15 protein-coding genes are annotated in these 14,417 nt (G+C 65.2%); 9 read left to right on the top strand and 6 right to left on the bottom strand.

Translation table 11 applies throughout. From position 1 onward, the window contains the following. Positions 1-8 precede the first annotated feature (8 nt). The 3 genes from AC1DEL_RS07385 to AC1DEL_RS07375 all read right to left on the bottom strand — a co-directional run bounded on the left by AC1DEL_RS07385 (position 9) and on the right by AC1DEL_RS07375 (position 3,719). On the bottom strand, positions 9-1,946 hold the full coding sequence (locus tag AC1DEL_RS07385) for an amidohydrolase (protein WP_477125658.1): 1,938 nt from the start codon (positions 1,944-1,946) through the stop codon (positions 9-11). Positions 1,947-1,959: 13 nt separating this feature from the next. Beyond that, positions 1,960-2,781, bottom strand: a complete 822-nt coding sequence (locus tag AC1DEL_RS07380; protein ID WP_092295101.1) for an alpha/beta fold hydrolase — start codon at positions 2,779-2,781, stop codon at positions 1,960-1,962. 251 nt (positions 2,782-3,032) lie between these two features. Further along, positions 3,033-3,719, bottom strand: coding sequence for a hydrolase (locus AC1DEL_RS07375; protein WP_092294830.1), 687 nt, complete (start codon positions 3,717-3,719; stop codon positions 3,033-3,035). A gap of 368 nt (positions 3,720-4,087) precedes the next feature. On the opposite strand from AC1DEL_RS07375, the gene AC1DEL_RS07370 reads away from it, so the two are divergent. After that, the gene (locus tag AC1DEL_RS07370; protein WP_092294832.1) at positions 4,088-4,747 is read left to right on the top strand and encodes a response regulator transcription factor; all 660 of its coding nucleotides are present in this window, start codon (positions 4,088-4,090) and stop codon (positions 4,745-4,747) included. A gap of 25 nt (positions 4,748-4,772) precedes the next feature. On the opposite strand, the gene AC1DEL_RS07365 is transcribed toward AC1DEL_RS07370, so the two are convergent. Next, positions 4,773-4,895 (bottom strand): hypothetical protein, encoded by a 123-nt coding sequence (locus tag AC1DEL_RS07365; RefSeq protein WP_255370820.1) that lies wholly within the window; start codon positions 4,893-4,895, stop codon positions 4,773-4,775. A 25-nt stretch (positions 4,896-4,920) separates the two neighbouring features. Next, positions 4,921-5,394: a hypothetical protein gene (locus AC1DEL_RS07360; RefSeq protein ID WP_477125657.1), complete on the bottom strand. Its 474-nt coding sequence runs from the start codon at positions 5,392-5,394 to the stop codon at positions 4,921-4,923. A 368-nt stretch (positions 5,395-5,762) separates the two neighbouring features. On the opposite strand from AC1DEL_RS07360, the gene AC1DEL_RS07355 reads away from it, so the two are divergent. From AC1DEL_RS07355 to AC1DEL_RS07335, 5 genes are all read left to right on the top strand, one after another. Beyond that, on the top strand, positions 5,763-6,494 hold the full coding sequence (locus tag AC1DEL_RS07355) for a glutathione peroxidase (RefSeq protein WP_092294836.1): 732 nt from the start codon (positions 5,763-5,765) through the stop codon (positions 6,492-6,494). Positions 6,495-6,670: 176 nt separating this feature from the next. Further along, entirely contained in the window at positions 6,671-8,077 is a 1,407-nt protein-coding gene (locus tag AC1DEL_RS07350) for a dihydrolipoyl dehydrogenase (RefSeq protein WP_477125656.1), read from the top strand. A 189-nt stretch (positions 8,078-8,266) separates the two neighbouring features. Continuing rightward, the gene (locus AC1DEL_RS07345) at positions 8,267-9,091 is read left to right on the top strand and encodes a DUF2092 domain-containing protein (RefSeq protein ID WP_477125655.1); all 825 of its coding nucleotides are present in this window, start codon (positions 8,267-8,269) and stop codon (positions 9,089-9,091) included. 12 nt (positions 9,092-9,103) lie between these two features. Next, positions 9,104-9,649 (top strand): hypothetical protein, encoded by a 546-nt coding sequence (locus AC1DEL_RS07340; protein ID WP_477125654.1) that lies wholly within the window; start codon positions 9,104-9,106, stop codon positions 9,647-9,649. Between the two features lie 5 nt (positions 9,650-9,654). Continuing rightward, positions 9,655-10,221 carry a hypothetical protein gene (locus AC1DEL_RS07335; RefSeq protein WP_477125653.1) on the top strand — a complete coding sequence of 189 codons (567 nt, stop codon included), beginning with the start codon at positions 9,655-9,657 and terminating at the stop codon, positions 10,219-10,221. Here AC1DEL_RS07335 and AC1DEL_RS07330 read toward each other — a convergent pair. After that, a complete protein-coding gene (locus AC1DEL_RS07330; RefSeq protein WP_441592743.1) occupies positions 10,218-11,051 on the bottom strand; it encodes a MipA/OmpV family protein in 834 nt (277 codons plus the stop codon). The two genes, AC1DEL_RS07335 and AC1DEL_RS07330, sit on opposite strands and share 4 nt — an antisense overlap. Positions 11,052-11,321: 270 nt before the next feature. Between AC1DEL_RS07330 and AC1DEL_RS07325 the strand changes: the two genes are divergently transcribed. The 3 genes from AC1DEL_RS07325 (at position 11,322) to AC1DEL_RS07315 (ending at position 14,377) form a co-directional block, all read left to right on the top strand. Then, positions 11,322-12,482, top strand: a complete 1,161-nt coding sequence (locus tag AC1DEL_RS07325) for a BamA/TamA family outer membrane protein (protein ID WP_477110104.1) — start codon at positions 11,322-11,324, stop codon at positions 12,480-12,482. Between the two features lie 100 nt (positions 12,483-12,582). After that, complete coding sequence (locus AC1DEL_RS07320; protein ID WP_477125652.1) at positions 12,583-13,572, top strand: Bug family tripartite tricarboxylate transporter substrate binding protein; 990 nt, start codon at positions 12,583-12,585, stop codon at positions 13,570-13,572. Between the two features lie 346 nt (positions 13,573-13,918). After that, positions 13,919-14,377, top strand: a complete 459-nt coding sequence (locus tag AC1DEL_RS07315; protein WP_369823423.1) for a tetratricopeptide repeat protein — start codon at positions 13,919-13,921, stop codon at positions 14,375-14,377. The last annotated feature ends 40 nt before the right edge of the window (positions 14,378-14,417 follow it).

The following is a 14,417-nucleotide window of genomic DNA, read 5'->3' as shown; positions in this document are numbered from 1 at the left end:
CAGGGGCATCAGAACGCCCAGCACGAGCAGCCCAGCGCGCCCCAGAACGAGCTTTCGTCAGCCGTCGGCACGCTCGACGTCCACGCCTTGGCGTGCGCGTGGCCGTGCACGCCGCAGGAACTGGCGCAGCCGCAGGCGGTGGCCAGCGCGAGAGCCTTCGCTTGCGGGCGCGGCTGGTACTGGCTGCCGTGGCGGGCCGGCGACCAGTCCGGCATGGCTGGCGGAATCTCGGGCGAGAGCTTGTTGAACTCGCTGTCGCCGTAGACCACCTTGCCGCCCAGGATCGTCATCACCGAGGTGATGTCCTGGATGTCGTCGCCCGGCACGCTGAAGTAGTCCTGCGACAGCACGGCCACGTCGGCCAGCTGGCCCACCTTGATCTGGCCCTTCTTGCCGACTTCCGACGAGAACCACGTGTTGGCCTCGGTCCAGAGGCGCAGCGCGGTTTCGCGGTCGAGCAGGTTGGCCTGCGGGTACATCGCCATGCCGCCCACGGTCTTGCCCGTGGTCAGCCAGTACAGCGAGACCCACGGGTTGTAGGACGCCACGCGCGTGGCATCGGTGCCGGCGCCCACCTTGACGCCTTTTTCGAGCATCCGCTTGATCGGCGGCGTGGCCTCGGCGGCCTTGGCACCGTAGCGTTCGACGAAGTACTCGCCCTGGTAGGCCATGCGGTGCTGCACGGCGATGCCGCCGCCCAATGCCGCGATGCGGTCGATATTGCGATCGGTGATGGTCTCGGCGTGGTCGAAGAACCAGTTCAGGCCGTCGAACGGGATGTCCTTGGCCACTTTCTCGTAGACATCCAGCGCGCGCGTGATGGTCTCGTTGTAGGTGGCGTGCAGGCGCCACGGCCAGCGCTTCTCGGCCAGCAGGCGGATCACGGGCTCGAGGTCGCCTTCCATCGACGGGGGCATGTCGGGCCGCTCGACGCGGAAGTCCTCGAAGTCGGCCGCGGTGTAGACCAGCATCTCGCCGGCGCCATTGTGGCGGTAGAGGTCATCGCCCTGGCCCGGCTTGACGGTCGAGGTCCAGGTCTTGAAGTCGCTCAGTTCTTCCTTGGGCTTCTGCGTGAACAGGTTATAGGCCAGCCGCACCGTGAGCTGGCCATCCTTATGCAGTTCCTCGATGATGTTGTAGTCATCGGGATAGTTCTGGTAGCCGCCGCCGGCGTCGATCACGCCGGTCACGCCGAGTCGGTTCACTTCGCGCATGAAGTGGCGCGTGGAGTTCTTCTGGTACTCCGGCGGCAGCTTCGGGCCCTTGGCCAGCGTGGCGTACAGGATGGTGGCGTTGGGCTTGGCCAGCAGCAGGCCGGTAGGATTGCCGGCCTTGTCGCGGATGATCTCGCCGCCCGGGGGATTCGGCGTGTCCTTGTTGTAGCCCACCGCGCGCAGCGCGGCACCGTTGAGGATGGCGCGGTCGTACAGGTGGAGGATGAAGACCGGGGTGTCCGGCGCCGCAGCGTTCAGTTCCTCGATGGTGGGCAGGCGTTTCTCGGCGAACTGGTGCTCGGTGAAGCCGCCCACCACGCGCACCCATTGCGGGGCCGGCGTGCGGGCTACCTGGTCCTTGAGCATGCGCATGGCGTCTGCCAGCGAGCGCACGCCGTCCCAACGCAGTTCCATGTTGTAGTTCAGGCCGCCCCGGATGATGTGCATGTGGCTGTCGATCAGCCCGGGAATGGCCCGCCGGCCGTTCAGGTCGACGATCTTCGTCTGCGTGCCGGCCAGTTTCATGATGTCCTGGCGCGTGCCCACGCCGATGAAGCGGCCATTCTGGATGGCGACGGCATCGGCCTGGGGGTTGGCGCGGTCAAGCGTGGCGAACTTGCCGTTGACAAGGATGAGGTCTGGCGTGGCGGATGTCATGGCGAAGAGCTCCGAAGAAGCCGCCGCACCGAGTGCGGCGGCCGAGGCGATGAAGTGCCGGCGGGTAACTGACATGGTGCGGCTGGGATCAGGTGTTGAGGAAGGCGAGCAGGTCGGCGTTGATCTGGTCGGCGTGGGTCACGCACATGCCGTGCGGCGCGCCGGGGTAGACCTTCAGTGTGGCGTTCTTCACGATCTTGGCGGACAGCTTGCCGGCGTTGTCGATCGGCACGATCTGGTCGTCGTCGCCGTGCATGACCAGCGTCGGCACGTCGATCTTCTTCAGGTCGTTGGTGTAGTCCACCTCCGAGAATTCCTTGATGCACGCATACTGGCCCAGGATGCCGCCGGCCATGCCCTGCGCCCAGAAGGCGTCGATGGTGCCTTGCGAGACCTTGGCGCCCGGACGGTTGAAGCCGAAGAACGGCACGGCCAGGTCCTTGTAGAACTGCGAGCGGTTATCCGTCACGCCCTTGCGGATGCCATCGAACACGTCCATCGGCAGGCCGTTGGGGTTGTTGGCGGTCTTGACCATGATAGGCGGCACGGCGCCGATCAGCACGGCCTTGGCGACGCGCTTGGTGCCGTGGCGGCCGATGTAGTGCGTGACTTCGCCGCCACCGGTGGAGTGGCCGACCAGCGTGGCGCCCTTGATGTCGAGCGCGTCGAGCAGCGCGGCGAGATCATCGGCGTAGGTGTCCATGTTGTTGCCCTGCGACGGCTGGCCCGAGCGGCCATGGCCTCGACGGTCATGAGCGATCACGCGGAAGCCCTTCTGCACCAGGAACAGCATCTGCGCGTCCCAGGCGTCCGCGTTGAGCGGCCAGCCGTGCGAGAACACGACCGGGCGACCCGAGCCCCAGTCCTTGTAGAAGATCTGCGTGCCGTCCTTGGTGGTGATGGTGCTCATGGTGTTGCCTCCTGCGGAATGATGGGTAGCGCCAGCCTGCGGCTTGCCGGCTGCATTGGCTTGGGTCGTGGCGGAAAGCGCGGCGACGGCGGCCACGCCGACGGTGCCGGCGCCCGAGACCAGCAGCTTGCGACGCGAGGGATTGAGCGCTTCGATTTGTTCTTGGGGTTGCATGACGGTTCTGGCGAGGAATGTGAAGGATGCGACGGAGGAGCGCCCCGCTCCCGCAGGCGGCAGCGGGGCGGCGGACATCAGCGTGCGGCGACCGGCGCCACGGACTCGTGCGGCGTGGCGGTGCGCTGGGCGGCCTTGTGGACCATCGTGTAGGCGTAGTCCACGCCCATGCCGTAGGCGCCCGAGTGCTCCTTGACGAGCTTCATCACGGCGTCATAGGAGTCGCGGTGGGCCCAGTCGCGCTGCCACTCCAGCAGCACCTGCTGCCAGGTCACCGGCACCACGCCGGCCTGCACCATGCGCTGCATGGCGTAGTCGTGGGCTTCCTTCGAGGTGCCGCCCGAGGCATCGGCGACCATGTAGATCTCGTAGTCGCCTTCCAGCATCGCGCACAGCGCGAAGGTGGTGTTGCAGACTTCGGTCCAGAGACCGGCCACGACCACCTTCTTGCGGCCGTTGGCGGCCAGGGCGTCACGCACCTTCTGGTCGTCCCACGAGTTCATCGAGGTGCGCTCGAGCGTCTTCTGGTTCGGGAACACGTCCAGGATCTCCGGGTACGTGAAGCCCGAGAACGACTCGCTTTCCACCGTCGTGATGGTGGTCGGCACGTTGAAGATCTTGGCCGCCTTGGCCAGACCCACGACGTTGTTCTTCAGCGCCTGGCGGTCCATCGACTGGACGCCGAAGGCCATCTGCGGCTGGTGGTCGATGATGATGAGCTGGCTGTTTTGCGGGGTCAGGACTTCGAGCTTCGGATTGGACATGGTATTGCTCCAGGAAACATTGGCAAGGGATTGGGGCATGCTGGTGGTAACAGCCCGGCGGAAGACTAAGCGCCTGTCCCGCTGACAGCTACTGTTCGATCGTATTAGTTTCTCGTGCGATCGGCTAAGCGGCGGTCGACACCGGGCGGCAGGAAACCCGCCACGCGCGGCCAGTCGTGTTTGCGGATGACATGGTGGCGCCTGCGCCGCGTTTGGCCAACTAACCCGATGGTATGAATGGCATGTCCGCGCTGACTATGTTGAAATGCGGGGCGCTGCGTCCGTGGTGGCCGGCGGGGCATCTCGCTGTCCTCGATATAATTCGCAGCAGATACCCGGGACCACCCCCGCGGACAGGGAGAGAAAACGTGACATCGAATAGCCTGGAGCCCGCTGACGACAGCACGCGCGACAATGCGCTGGTGCTGGTTGTCGACGACGACGCGATGCTGCGCGCGGGCCTGGGCAACCTGTTCCGCTCGGTGGGCATGGAGGTGGCGCTGTTCGCCTCGGCCGCCGAACTGCTCGAGTTCACCATTCCCGACGTGCCGTGCTGCCTCGTGCTCGATGTGCGGCTGCGCGGGCCGAGCGGGCTCGACCTCCAGACCCGGCTGGCCCAGATGGGCGTCAACATCCCCATCATCTTTATGACCGGCTACGGCGACATTGCGATGACCGTGGCGGCGATGAAGGCTGGCGCCGAGGACTTCATGGCCAAGCCGATTCGCGACCAGGATTTGCTCGACGCGGTGTCTGCCGCGCTCGACAAGGATCGTGCACGCCGCCTGGAACTGCGGCAGGCGGCGACGCTGCGCGCCAGCTACGAGGCGCTGACGCCGCGCGAGACCGAGGTCATGACGCTGGCCGTGTCCGGCCTGCTCAACAAGCAGATCGCGAGCCAGATCGGTATCAGCGAGGTCACGGTCAAGATTCATCGCGGGCAGGCCATGCGCAAGATGCGTGCGCGTACGTTCGCCGATCTCGTCCTGATGGCGCAGCAGCTCGGCATCTGCAAGCAGCGCCTCTGAAAGATATTCTCGGAAGGGGACGCGGCTAGCCCGGCCCTTGCGTGGCGGGCGGCGGCAGGCGCAAGGTCGCTTGGAACAGCGGGCGCGGCGACAGCGCGAACGTGGGCGCCGCCGTGGCCTGGGCCACCCGGGCCAGGATGCCGGACATCAGGCGTTTCTGCTGCGCGAGCGCCTCAGGCCGAACATGATTCGTGACGTGCAAAGCCATAGCGTCCTTCCTTCCCGATTGTGCTGCTGACTGTCCTGTCAGCGTCCGGCCGCGTCACGCAGCGGAATCGCGCGCTGCCTGGCGTGCGCGTGAATTGCCGGATCACGCGTTCGCACAAAAAATCCATCTTTCGGGTCTGCGACACGCAGACGTACTGCTGCACCGACGGGTGGGCGTCCACATGGTGGCGCATCGCCTGCAGCAGGGCCTCCGAGAACTGCCAGACCATGTGCGGGCAGGGCAGGCGCCAGAAGTCCGGCAGGAACATCGTGCCGTGGTCGGCCTCCACGCGCACCACCGTGACGAAGCGGGCCGCCTGGCCTGCCGGCTCATCCGCCAAGTCCTCGGGGACATCGGCAAAGAACATCACATAGCGCAAGTCGGCGAAGCCGATGCCGACGACCTCCAGGCCATCATCCACGCGCATCGTTTCCGTCACGTGAATGTCGCCACGTCCGCCTTGCGGCGGTAGCGTGGGAAATACGCGTGTAACCAGTGCGGGGCAAATGAAGTCGTACATCGGGCAACAAAAAATGCATCACAAAAAGCGGCATACCTGCCTTTACAAGCCCGGATGCTAACTGCCGTGCAGCCCGGCGGCCCGCTTCTTTACAACATTTCACGTCAACCGGGCAGCCTTGGAAATTCCGTGCGATAGAGAAAAGCAATCGGAAAACGCCGATTGATAATAGATTGTATCAATCGCCGAGGTAGGAACGATGAATTGTACAAATCACATGGCGATCGTCAGAATCCATCCCATCGCTACGACACGTGGCGCCAATCCAACCCAGAGGAGTCTTACCAATGCTGCAATCCCGCGAAGGCCAACGCGTTCCCCAAGTCACCTTCCGTGTACGTGAGAACAATGAATGGAAGAACGTGACCACGGCCGAACTGTTCGACGGCAAGACCGTCGTGGTCTTCTCGCTGCCCGGCGCCTTCACGCCGACCTGCTCGTCGACCCACCTGCCGCGCTACAACGAACTGGCGTCGGTGTTCGCCAAGCATGGCGTGGACGACATCCTGTGCGTGTCCGTCAACGATACCTTCGTGATGAACGAGTGGTCCAAGGACCAGGAGTCGCAGAACATCACCATGATTCCCGACGGCAACGGTGAGTTCACCGACGGCATGGGCATGCTGGTGGACAAGGCCGACCTGGGCTTTGGCAAGCGCAGCTGGCGCTATTCGATGCTGGTCAAGGACGGCGTCGTGACCAAGATGTTCATCGAGCCGGAAGAGCCGGGCGACCCGTTCAAGGTCTCGGACGCCGACACGATGCTGAACCACATCGCCCCGAACGCGAAGGGCCCGGACCAGGTCGTGGTGTTCTCGAAGGTCGGCTGCTCGTTCTGTGCCAAGGCCAAGCAGCTGCTGTCGGACAACGGTTTCGAGTACATCGACGTGCCGCTGGAAAACAAGGTGCGCGGCAAGGTGCTGGGCGCGGTGTCCGGCAACATGACCGCCCCGCAGGTGTTCATCAACGGCAAGCTGATCGGCGGCGCCGAAGCGCTCGAGCAGTACCTGACGCGCTAAGCGCATCTCCCCACGCCTCCCCTGGCCCGGCTTCCCGCCGGTGTCCGGGGGGACATTTCCCGAAGCACGACAGTCGTCGGATCCGATGACATCGGGCGCCCAGCCTGGCGCCGGTGTCATGCCGTCCGCTGATTGAGAAAAAAAGCAGCAAACCGCTCATTACCAGGAATCGCATCATGAAGACGACCATCCAGACCGACGTAGCCGTGATTGGCGCAGGCACCGCTGGCCTCGCGGCCTACCGGGCCGCCATCGCGGCTGGCAAACGCGCCGTGATCATCGAAGGCGGCGCCTACGGCACCACCTGTGCCCGCGTGGGATGCATGCCGTCGAAACTGCTGATCGCCGCCGCCGAGGCCGCCCACGAGGCGCGCCACACCAGCGCATTCGGCGTGCATGTGGATGGCTCGGTGCGCGTCGATGGCCGCGAGGTCATGGCCCGCGTCCGTAGCGAACGTGACCGCTTCGTTGGCTTTGTGGTGCGCGGGACCGAGAACATTCCGGCGGCGGACCGCCTGATCGGCCACGCACGCTTCATCGACAACACCGTGCTGGAGATCGACGACCACACCACGGTGCGCGCCAGCCGCGTGGTGATTGCCACGGGTTCGCGTCCGGCCGTGCCGCCGTCGTTCCAGGTGTTTGGCGACCGGCTGATCGTCAATGACGATGTATTCGCCTGGGACGACCTGCCGACCAGCGTAGCCGTGTTCGGCCCCGGCGTGATCGGGCTCGAACTGGGCCAGGCGCTGTCCCGGCTTGGCGTGCGGGTGCGCGTGTTTGGCATGGGCGGCTCAGTCGGCCCGTTCACCGATCCGGCCATCCGCGCCTATGCCGCGCAGGCGTTCAACCAGGAATTCTCGCTGCAGCCGGACGCCCGCGTGACCGATATGCGCCGCGAGGGCGACGAAGCGGTGATCACGTTCGAGGATGCCGATGGCCAGCCCGTGACCGAGCGCTTTGCCTACGTGCTGGCCGCCACGGGCCGCCGCCCCAACGTCGACAACCTGGCGATAGAGAATGCCGGGCTGGCGTTCGATGCGCGCGGCGTGCCGGTCTTCGACCCGCTCACGCTCCAGTGCGGCACCGCGCCGGTGTTTATTGCCGGCGATGCCAACAACGTGCTGCCGCTGTTGCACGAGGCCGCCGACGAAGGCAAGGTCGCCGGCGACAACGCCGCGCGCTGGCCCGACGTGCGCCCGCTGGCCCGCCGCGCCATGCTGGCCGTGGTGTTCTCCGATCCGCAACTGGCCATCGTCGGCAACACTTTCGCCAGCCTGGAGCCGGGCAGCTTCGTCACGGGCGAGGTCAGCTTCGAGGATCAGGGCCGCAGCCGCGTGATGCTGAAGAACAAGGGCCTGATGCACGTCTATGCGGACATTGCCACGGGCCGCTTCCTTGGTGCTGAGTGGATGGGCCCGCGTGCCGAGAACATCGCCCACCTGCTGGCGTGGTCGTACCAGCAGGGCCTGACCATCGCCCAGATGCTGGCCATGCCGTTCTACCACCCGGTGGTGGAAGAGGGCCTGCGCACCGCGCTGCGCGACGCGGAAGCCAAGCTGGCGAATGTGACGAATACGTAGCAGTAGGCCTGGCCAGGGGTCTGGTTGGGAAGGGCCGGCAGCGGTGACGCTGTCGGCCCTTTTTTTCGCCTGCGGGCGCGGCTTACCCGACTATCGATTGTTGTTAATTCGATTTAAGAAAAATTGACTTCCGTCAGAGCAGGAAGTGGGGAACGATCACGCACGAAACCAGATTTCAGGGAGCCTGCCATGAGACGCATTGCGGTATCGAGCGTGCTTGCCGTTTCGCTCTGGGGCTGTAGCCACGCGCCATCGACGCCTCCGGCGGCCCCTCCGCCGACCAGCGCTTCCCAACCGAGTGCCGCGCCGCCCCCGGCGCCGGCTTCCTCCGCACCACCGGCGGCCAACGCCGTGGACCCGGCTGCGGTGCAGGCGCTGCAGAAGATGGGCGCCTATCTCCAGACGCTGCGGACGTTCGAGGCGCAGGTGGACCTCTCCGGCGAACGGGTGCTCCAGGACGGCCAGAAGCTGCTCCACATGGCCACTGCCAAGGTGGACGTGCAACGCCCGAACATGCTGCGCGCCGAGATGCGCAGTGCACGGTCCGCGCGCGACCTGATCTACGACGGCAAGACGGTCGTGCTCTACCTGCCCGAGCAGAAGTACTACTCGAAGGCGCCGTTCACGGAGAACCTGGACGCGCTGGGGAACCGGCTGCAAGAGCGGTACGGCATCGAGCTGCCGGTGGCGGACCTGTTCCTCTGGGGCACGCCCCAGGCGCCGCTCGACAACATGACCTCGGCGATGAATGCCGGCCAGGACGTGGTGGAGGGCGAGGTTTGCGACCACTATGCCTTCCGCCAGGGCAATGTCGACTGGCAGATCTGGATCGCCACCGGCGCGCGGCCCCTGCCGCGGAAGCTGGTCATCACCAATCGTGCCGATGAGGCACGCCCGCAATCGGTCTCGCTGATCCGGTGGCGCATCAATCCGGGCTTCAATGCATCCCGCTTCGCGTTCACGCCGCCCCAGGGTGCCACCGAGGCGAAGTTCGTTCCGCTGAAGTCTCAGTAAAGGAGCTGCATCATGCATCACGCTATTGGGAAGGGCTTCTTGCTGTCGATGGCCGTGATCTTCCTCGCCGCAGCCACGGCGTGGGCCCCTCTGGCGGACGCGCGTCCCGGAGGCGGAGGCGGGCACGCAGGCGGAGGCGGGCATGCGGGCGGCGGCAATCGTGCCGCGGCGGCGCCGGCGCGGGGCGGCGGTGGCGCGCAGCACGTCAACAACCAGAACGTGGATGCGCGCGCGAACAACGTGCGCAGCAACAGTGTCAACAGCGTCAATGCCAACCGCAACGTGAACGTCAATTCGAACCGCAACGTAAACGTGAACGTGGAAGGGGGCGGCGGGTGCTGCCACAACGGCTGGGACAATGACTACCACCCCGTGGCGACGGCCGCCGCCGTGACCGCCACGGTGGCCGTGACCTCCGCCGTGATTGGCTCCATGGTTCGCACCGTGCCGCCCGGCTGCGCGCCGGTCAACTATGGCGGCATGGTGTACCAGCAGTGCGGCACCACGTGGTATCAGCCGCAAGGCACGCAATACGTGGTTGTGAATCCACCTTACTGACGGGCATGCGAATTTCCCTTTTTGACCGCCGGCTGGCTGCCGGCCTGACCCTGATCGCCCCGCTGCTGCCGGCCCATGCCGAAGACTCCGCGGAGCTGGCAAAGAAACTCAGCAATCCGGTGGCCGCCCTGATCAGCGTGCCGCTGCAATTCAACTACGACCGGGGCATCGGCCCCGCGCATGACGGCGAGCGGCTGACGATGAACATCCAGCCGGTGGTGCCGATCACGCTCAACGCGGACTGGAACGTGATCTCGCGCACCATCCTGCCCGTGACGCACCAATCGTCCCTCACCCCCGGTTCCGGCACACAGACCGGCCTTGGCGATACGCTGCAAAGCCTGTTCTTTTCGCCGAGGCAGCCTACGGCAGCAGGGCTGGAAGCAGTCGCAATGGAGCGTGCCGATTCACGCGGGCATCAGCAAGCTCGTCAAGTTCAAGGATCGGCCGGTCAGCTTCGCCTTGTTCGCCACGTACTGGGCCGAGGGGCCGGTCAGCGGCCCGCACGGCTGGGGCGGGCGCGCGGTGGTGACCTTCCTGTTTCCCAAGTGATGAAAGGCGGTGCGGCCTAGCGCCAGGCGTAGGCGATGCCGGCGCCGTAGGTCACCTGGTTGCGCGTGCCGCGCTGCGTGACGATCGGGCTGTCGGCGGCGCTGCCGGTGATGCGCTGGTAATAGATCATCGCGCCCGCGTACCAGTGCTGGTCGATCCGATAGATCGCCCCGAGCCAGCCCGTGCCCTGCTGCAGGCCGCCGCCGGGCGTGTAGACGGGCAGGCCGCTGGCAGCGCTGTCTTCCGCAGTCACGCCGAAGTAGGTCCGGTTGAAACTGCCGCTCACCCACGTCAGGCCCACACCGAGCCCGAGCATCATCCGCGTGTGCACGGGCACCCAGAAGGTGCCCGTCGCCGACACGCGGGCCCCGCCATACACGATCCCCGCGTTCGTCAGCACATTGATCCCCCCGCGCAGCCGGTACGGAATGCTGCCGGGATGGATGTACTCGTAGCTGATGAAGCCGCCGGCTTCCCCGGTGGTGTCGATCTCGTGGATTTTGGAGACGACAGCGTCATCCACATCGTTCCGTCCCAGGCGAAGGGAGACGGCCGGGCCGTACTGGAAGCCCGTCAGGCTGCCGAAGTTGAACTGGGCGTAGGGGCCATACCATTCCAGCAGCCGGCCGCTTTCCGTGGTGTAGCGCAGGCCCGGCAGCACCCCGATCATGCGTTCGTTGCCGCCGGCGTACTCGGTGGTGGAGCCCACGCCAACCCCAAACATGTTCGGGATGGTGCTCGGCAGGTCGAACGGAGAGGCCGTCGCCGTGGTGGCGGCGCCGGTCATCAGCAGCATGCCGAGGATGCGGCCCAGCGCAGGCGTCCGGCGGCGGGAGCGGCGCGCGCTCATCGTGGGGGTCTCCTTGCGGCGAACCCGCGCAGGCACACGCGGGGGCTGACAATTCGCGGATTGTGCGACGGCCCGCCCGGCAAGGGAATTCAGTCTTTTCGGGCGGCGCGTTAAGTGAATTCGAGTCCTCCCCGGGACATCGCAAAAAAACACGCAGGGCGGCTTCGAAAGGATTCACTTGGATGCACCCCGTGGCTCCACCAAGATGCAGTATCTCGGGGTTCCATCATGCATGTCCGTTACCTCCGCCGCTTGTGTGTGTCGATATGTGTGTCGATTGGCCTGGCAGGCGCCGCCATGCCCGGGCGGGCGGACGAGCCGGTGGAAGTGGTGGAAGCGGTGGGCGCGCCGGCCAGCAAGGAAGAAAAGCAGGGCTGGATCGACCGGATCCTCACCAAGCTCGGCGCATCGGACGCCGTGGACGTGAGCCAGGGCATCGACTGGGGCGTGCTGCCGGGGCCGTTCTACAACCCGGAAATGGGCTTCGGCATCGGCGCGGCGGCCATCGGCCTCTACAAGCCGGGCAACGCCGCAGAGGAGACGCAGCTATCCACGCTGTCGATCCGCGGCTTCGGCACCGTGAAGGGCGCCTACGGCATCTCGATCGAGAACAACACGTTCTTTGCCGACGACAGCTACCGCTTTCTCATCGAGGCGGATCTCATCAACATGCCCACCGCCTACTGGGGCATCGGCTACGGCAGTGCCATCGACAACGCCAACAAGGAAGCCTTCACGCGCAAGGAGGTGGTACTGCAGCCCAAGATCATGATGCGGGTGCGTCCCAACATCTACGTGGGGGCAGGATGGAGCTTGCAGTACGACGATGCGGTGAAGCTGGAGCGCGGCGCCGACAGCAAGCTGGCGACCGACCCGCATGGCCCCCGCGTGCTCAGTTCCGGGGTCAGCGCGCATTTCTCGTACGACACGCGGGACTTCATCCCCAATCCCTACCGGGGCGAATCGCTGCTGGCCAACGTCACCGTCTACCGCCGCGAACTCGGCAGCGACACCGATATGGAGAACGTGGAACTCACGTTCAACAAGTACTTCCACATGCGCGAGCGCGATGTGCTGGCCTTCGACGCCTACGCCAACATGAACTGGGGCGACGTGCCCTGGGACATGATGGCTACCCTCGGCAACAACAAGCGGATGCGCGGCTACTTCTCGGGCCAGTTCCGGGACAAGGTGATGGCGGGGGTGCAGGCCGAATACCGCTGGCACATCGCGGGGCGGCAGGGCATGGTGTTCTGGCTCGGCACCGGGGCGGTCAGCCCCAATGTGGGGGCGCTGTTCCGGGGGCACTGGCTGCCGAATGGCGGCATCGGCTACCGCTTCGAGTTCAAGCCGCGGGTCAATGTTCGCTTCGATGCCGGCGTGGGGCGCAACACGAAAGGCGTGTATTTCCAGATCAATGAGGCGTTCTGATCTTCACAAAAATGGACCTTCACAAAAATGTCACATTAACGTCACAATAGCGCTTCGGTCCGCCGCCGTGTAGAGCGGGGCCGCCTCCGGAGACAAGACGATGACGTTGTTCGCTGCCCACCGTGCCCGGCAAGCCCTGGCCGTATTGGCCCTTACCCCGCTGGCCTTCGCGGCCGGCGTTGCCCACGCCGCCTGGCCCGAGAAGCCGATCCGGATGGTGGTGGGATTTCCGCCTGGCGGTCCGGTGGACACGCACGCGCGCATCCTGTCGGAGAAGCTCCAGCCCTTGCTGGGCCAGTCCGTGGTGCTGGACTACAAGGCCGGCGCGGCCGGCAATATCGGTTCGGACAGCGTGGCCAAGGCGGCGCCGGACGGCTATACGCTGTTGATCGCCAATACGGGCCAGATGTCGATCAACAATTCGCTGTATCCCAAGCTGCCGTACAGCATGCCGAAGGACTTCGCGCCCGTGGCGCGCACCGCGCTGATCCCGCTGGTCATGGTGATCAACAACAACGTGCCGGCACGGAATCTCAAGGAATTCATCGCCTATGCCAAGGCGAACCCGGGCAAGCTCAACTTCGCTTCGGGCGGTAACGGCGGGATCTCGCACCTGATGCCGGAGATGTTCAAGCAGGCATCGGGCACCTTCATCGTTCACATCCCGTACAAGGGCAGTGCGCCAGCGCTGACGGACGTCATGGGCGGGCAGGCCCAGATGATGGCGGATTCGATTCCGCTCTTCACCCAGTACATCAGGGCAGGCAAGGTCCGCGCGCTGGCGGTGACGTCCGGCAAGCGCTCGCCGGCGCTGCCCGATGTGCCGACGATGGAGGAGTCCGGCCTGAAGGGCTTCGAGGTGGTGGGCTTCTATGGGGTGCTGGCGCCGGCGGGTACGCCGAAGGAGATCGTCGACAAGCTGTCGGGCGCGCTGCGCACCGTGCTGGCCGACCCGGATACCAAGGCCAAGCTGGAAGCGCAGGGCGCCGAGCCGGCGTGGCAATCGCCGGAAGCGTTCGCGGCGACCATCATCAAAGAGCAACAGCGGTGGGGCCAGACGGTGAAGGTATCGGGCGCGAAGATCGACTGATCCGGGCGGCGGGAGGCCCTGCCTCCTGCCTTTTCTTGGGGTTTACCCTGATAAGAACGTGTCCGCGACGCAACAAAAGCACTGATTCGCATTACGAATGTGTTGCAATCCCCACATGCAATGCCGTTACAATCTACACGTTTACTTACAAAGCTAAGTATTCGAGGTATTGCAAAAAAAATAAATATGTTCGGGGTGGGTTGCTATGCGTTTTTCAGTTCCTTTGTTGTTCGTGACAGTTTTGGGCTTGGCGGGCTGCGCCGCGCAGTCGGCGGAAGGGCAGCTGTCGCGCTCGCCCACGGTACGCGTGTGCAACGGCAATGCCTGCACCGAACAAGACCGACGCGTGAGCACATTCCGGGACGCGCCCGTCGATGCCGAGGCCGAGCGCCGCATGCAGGCCCTGACCGAAGTGGCGGAGCGCAATCCGAACGCGGCCTATGACCTGGGCCTGCGCCTCCTGCGCGGCGACGGCGTCGAGCGCAACAGCTATCAAGCCCTCGAGTGGATGCGCAAGGCCGGCGACAACGGCCACGTGCAGGCCCAGCTCGCGCTTGGGCGAATCTATCTGATGGGCTTCGAGGAAATGGGATCGGACCCGGCGGAAGCCGAGGCCTGGCTGACGCGCGCTGCCTCCAAGGGCAACAAGGAAGCCCGCGACCTGATTCCGCAAGCCCAGGCCGCCAAGAAGGACGAACAGAGTCTGTATCAGGTGCGTGAGGCGTATCGCAAGTCTTGGTACGCGTGGTACAGCGGCTACCCGTATTACTGGGTCTGGGGCCCTTCCGGCTGGCATCTGCGCTAAGCCGTCCCACCCTTCCTCTTTCCATCACTTCCAATAACAG

Source organism: Cupriavidus sp. 10L43_2, assembly GCF_056395265.1.
This window is presented reverse-complemented; position numbering and strand designations above follow the sequence as displayed.

What these genes read in the sequence shown, in the direction of transcription:
- AC1DEL_RS07385 (WP_477125658.1), bottom strand. Translation starts at nt 1,946, where the DNA reads ATGTCAGTTACCCGCCGGCACTTCATCGCCTCGGCCGCCGCACTCGGT.
- AC1DEL_RS07380 (WP_092295101.1), bottom strand. Translation starts at nt 2,781, where the DNA reads ATGAGCACCATCACCACCAAGGACGGCACGCAGATCTTCTACAAGGAC.
- AC1DEL_RS07375 (WP_092294830.1), bottom strand. Translation starts at nt 3,719, where the DNA reads ATGTCCAATCCGAAGCTCGAAGTCCTGACCCCGCAAAACAGCCAGCTC.
- AC1DEL_RS07365 (WP_255370820.1), bottom strand. Translation starts at nt 4,895, where the DNA reads ATGTCCGGCATCCTGGCCCGGGTGGCCCAGGCCACGGCGGCGCCCACG.
- AC1DEL_RS07355 (WP_092294836.1), top strand. Translation starts at nt 5,763, where the DNA reads ATGCTGCAATCCCGCGAAGGCCAACGCGTTCCCCAAGTCACCTTCCGT.
- AC1DEL_RS07350 (WP_477125656.1), top strand. Translation starts at nt 6,671, where the DNA reads ATGAAGACGACCATCCAGACCGACGTAGCCGTGATTGGCGCAGGCACC.
- AC1DEL_RS07345 (WP_477125655.1), top strand. Translation starts at nt 8,267, where the DNA reads ATGAGACGCATTGCGGTATCGAGCGTGCTTGCCGTTTCGCTCTGGGGC.
- AC1DEL_RS07340 (WP_477125654.1), top strand. Translation starts at nt 9,104, where the DNA reads ATGCATCACGCTATTGGGAAGGGCTTCTTGCTGTCGATGGCCGTGATC.
- AC1DEL_RS07335 (WP_477125653.1), top strand. Translation starts at nt 9,655, where the DNA reads ATGCGAATTTCCCTTTTTGACCGCCGGCTGGCTGCCGGCCTGACCCTG.
- AC1DEL_RS07330 (WP_441592743.1), bottom strand. Translation starts at nt 11,051, where the DNA reads ATGAGCGCGCGCCGCTCCCGCCGCCGGACGCCTGCGCTGGGCCGCATC.
- AC1DEL_RS07320 (WP_477125652.1), top strand. Translation starts at nt 12,583, where the DNA reads ATGACGTTGTTCGCTGCCCACCGTGCCCGGCAAGCCCTGGCCGTATTG.